General features: G+C 30.8%; 4 protein-coding genes. 3 read left to right on the top strand and 1 reads right to left on the bottom strand.

Translation table 11 applies throughout. The features are described from left to right. On the bottom strand, positions 1–539 hold a 539-nt coding region (locus tag ACI3VO_RS08785), incomplete at its 3' end, for an aspartate/glutamate racemase family protein (RefSeq protein WP_439757556.1). Between the two features lie 414 nt (positions 540–953). Here ACI3VO_RS08785 and ACI3VO_RS08780 point away from each other — a divergent pair. From ACI3VO_RS08780 to ACI3VO_RS08770, 3 genes are all read left to right on the top strand, one after another. Next, on the top strand, positions 954–2,024 hold the full coding sequence (locus ACI3VO_RS08780; RefSeq protein WP_439757555.1) for a pyridoxal-phosphate-dependent aminotransferase family protein: 1,071 nt from the start codon (positions 954–956) through the stop codon (positions 2,022–2,024). 91 nt (positions 2,025–2,115) lie between these two features. Continuing rightward, positions 2,116–3,054: a D-2-hydroxyacid dehydrogenase gene (locus ACI3VO_RS08775; RefSeq protein ID WP_439757554.1), complete on the top strand. Its 939-nt coding sequence runs from the start codon at positions 2,116–2,118 to the stop codon at positions 3,052–3,054. A 60-nt stretch (positions 3,055–3,114) separates the two neighbouring features. Further along, positions 3,115–3,817 (top strand): DUF1015 domain-containing protein (locus ACI3VO_RS08770; protein WP_439757553.1); only part of this gene is annotated, 703 nt, incomplete at its 3' end.

Here is a 3,817-nt window from a genome sequence, read left to right as displayed (position 1 = left end):
AGGATTAGAGCCTCTACATTTATCCCCTCAAAGAAGCTGATTATGTCCTCTAAATGGTTGTTTTTTATAAGCTCCATAGGAGGAATTTTTTCTTCTACATTATTAACTAATGTCATCGAGTTCAAACCCACAACTGTGCATTTAGAATTTGTATTTGCGATTATCTTTTCAATTCCACCTGCTGATTGGCCGTTAGCGCAGATAAGTCCTAGATAAGTGTATTGATTTGCTAAAAACTCATAAACATCTAGCGGTGTAACTATGTAAATCTTAGATATATCAGCTAATTCGTGGAAATCGATACTTGAGCTCAATGAGTTACAGTAGACAAATATTGCGTCCATGCCGTCGTTTTTAATTTTTGCTATTAATTCTAAAAGAGCTTCCTTTCTTTCGCCAATAGGAAGCGTTTGAAATAATAGTTGTTCTGTTGGATTTTCTGAAACTGGATAAGAGTACGCCTCCACTTCTTTTTCTTTTAAAAAGTCAACCCCCATTTGTGTATCTACAGGAGTACCTGCCATAACTGCTACTTTCATTTTAAATACCTCCAATATATGTAAATTTAAAAGCTTTTTTAATATAATATAACATATTTTGGATATACTATATTTAGTAAATATTAATTTTTAATCAAAATTATAAAAAAGTGAATGAACTTTTAGCAATTGGACATAATATAAAAATCAAATTGAAAATTAGAATTAGATAGAATTAAATCAAATTTATATACAAATAAAGGTAAAAAATGTTAACGTTATCCCGTACAATATTATATATATCGAATGTAATATATTGGAATATGGCTTAGTATAAAAAAAATTTATATGGATTAAATTAACAAATCTATTGACAAATAAAGCAAAAAAACATACTATAGATATTAAATAAAGTTAATTATTATTTTGATAATAAAAAATAAACTTTTAAATTTAGAAGAAAGGAGGCTTATTATGAGTAAGAAATTATTTATACCAGGACCTATAGATGTTAGTGAAGATGTCCTAGAAAAGATGGCTACACCAGTTATCAGTCATAGAGGCAAAGAAGCATCAGAGCTTCAAAAAAGCATAACTGAAAAAGCACAAAAATTATTTTACACAAATAATACAATATTATTATCAACATCCTCCGGCACTGGCTTAATGGAAGGCTCCATTCGATGTTGTACATCAAGAAGAGCAGCTGTATTCTCCTGTGGTTCATTTGGAGATCGATGGCACAAAATGGGTATAACAAATGGTGTTCCTACAGATTTATTTAAAGTAGAATTAGGTCAGGCTATAGAGCCAGAAATGGTTGATAAGGTACTTGCAACTGGCAAATATGATTTAATAACTGTAACTCATAATGAGACTTCTACAGGCATAAGAAATCCAATCGAAGATATTGGTCAAATCCTAAAAAAATATGACGATGTAGTCTATTGTGTAGACACAGTTAGTTCAGCGGGAGGCATTAAAATCCCCGTCGATGAAATTGGAATAGATATTTGCATAACATCAGTTCAAAAGGCAATTGGTTTACCACCAGGTATGTCAATGTGTACATTTTCTCAAAAGGCTAAGGAAAGAGCCGAAAAAGTACCAAATCGAGGAGTTTATTTTGATTTACTTGCAATGTATGAATACATTCAAAAGAAAAATTATCAATATCCTTCAACTCCATCCCTTTCACACATGTTCGCTTTAGATTATCAATTAGGAAAAATCTTAGAAGAAGGCCTAGAAAATAGATTTAAAAGACATGAAGACATGGCTAAAATCGTTAGAAATTGGGCTGAGGAACACTTCGAAATCTTTACAGATAAAAATCACTTATCAAATACTTTAACAGTAGTAAAAAATACCCAAAACATAGACGTATCTAAATTAAACGAAGAATTACAAAAACGTGGATATTTAATAGCAAATGGATACGGAGAGCTAAAAGATAAAACATTTAGAATTTCACATATGGGAGATTACACACAAGAAGATATAAAAGATTTATTAAAAAATATCGATGATATATTAGGATTTTAAAGATTGTTAAAATTTAAGAAAAAATTGAAAATATTAATAATTATGAATATTAAAAAAGCGGAATTATAAAAGGGATTTTGGAGGTAAGAAAATGTATAGAATATTAGTAGCTGATGGAATGAATTTAGACCAAATAGAAAACTTAAAAAATTTAGGATTTGATGTAATAGATAAATTTTATGATGGTGAAGAGCTTGGATTAATGTGTCAAGATGTAGATGCATTAGTTATCCGTTCAAAAAATAAAATCACTAAAGAGATAATAGATAAAGCCTTAGAAGGAAATGCAAGACTTAAATTAATAATAAGAAGTGGTGTAGGACTAGATAATATAGACGTTAAATACGCAAATAAAAGAGGCGTAAAGGTTATGAATACACCATGTGCAAGTACTAGATCAGTAGCAGAACTTACAATAGGTCAATTATTTACAATAGCTAGATATGTAAACATAGCTAACGTAACTATGAGACAAGGTCAATGGAACAAGAAAAATTATATAGGAACAGAAGTATTTGGAAAAACATTAGGAATAATAGGTTTAGGAAGAATAGGTAAAGAAGTTGCTAAAATGGCGAGCGCAATAGGCATGAAAATAATATACTACGATATATTAGGCGAAATGAAAGGCTACCCAAGATATAAATTCTGTAGCTTTGAAGAAGTTTTAGCAAACGCTGATTTCTTAACAATACACATACCTTACGATCCAGAAAAAGGTTACTTAATAACTAAAAAAGAATTCGATATGATGAAACAAGGCGTATATTTTATAAATAACGCCAGAGGCGCTTTAGTATGTGAACACGACTTAATAGACGCTTTAGACGAAGGAAAAATAGAAGCAGTAGCAATGGACGTATATGAAGAAGAACCAAAAATAAACCTAGAGCTAGTTAATCATCCAATGGTATCTCCAACTCCCCATATAGGTGCATCAACAGTTGAAGCTCAAGATAGAATTAGTAAAGAAATAGTTGATATGATAGTTGACTACTTTCAAGATGATCAACAACAAATTGCATTATAATAGAGCATAAAATAGTGGAATATAAAATTTTGGGAAGCTAAAAATCAGGGGGATAAAGAGATGGCGGTTATAAAACCTTTTAAAGCAATTAGACCAGCAAAACAATATGTAGATATGGTAGCGGAATTACCATATGACGTTATGAATAGGGAAGAAGCTAAGGAAATGGGTGAAAAGAATAAATATTCTTTCATACACATTGATAGAGCAGAAATAGATTTAGACGATAAAGTAGATGAACACGATGAAGCTGTTTATCTAAAGGCTAGAGAAAATCTAGATAATTTCAGAAATAATGATATTTTAATAAAAGAAAATCAAGACTGCATCTACATTTACAGAGAAACAATGAATGGCAGAGATCAAATCGGTCTTGTAGCTTGTGTATCTGTAGATGACAGCATAAATGGAGTAATAAAAATACACGAATACACTAAACCAGATAAAGAATTAGACAGAACTAAGCATATAAAATACTGCAACGCAAATACAGGTACAATTCTTTTAACTTACAAAAATAGAGAAAAAGTAGACGAATTAGTAGACTTCTATGTAAAAAATGAATTGCCTATTTACGACTTTATGTCTGAAGACGGTGTATTCCACACAGTCTGGCGAATCGACAGACAACAAGACTTAGATGAGCTTGTGAGCGAATTTGATAAAATTCCATATTTATATATAGCAGATGGACATCATAGATCAGCATCTGCTGTAAATGTTGCAAAAGAGAAGAGATTAGAAAATCCAAACTACACAGGCG

It is taken from the genome of Intestinibacter sp., assembly GCF_051866655.1.
In the GTDB taxonomy this organism is placed as follows: Bacteria; Bacillota; Clostridia; order Peptostreptococcales; family Peptostreptococcaceae; genus Intestinibacter.
Note: the sequence above shows the minus strand (reverse complement) of the source record. Positions and strands in the feature narration are given on the sequence as shown.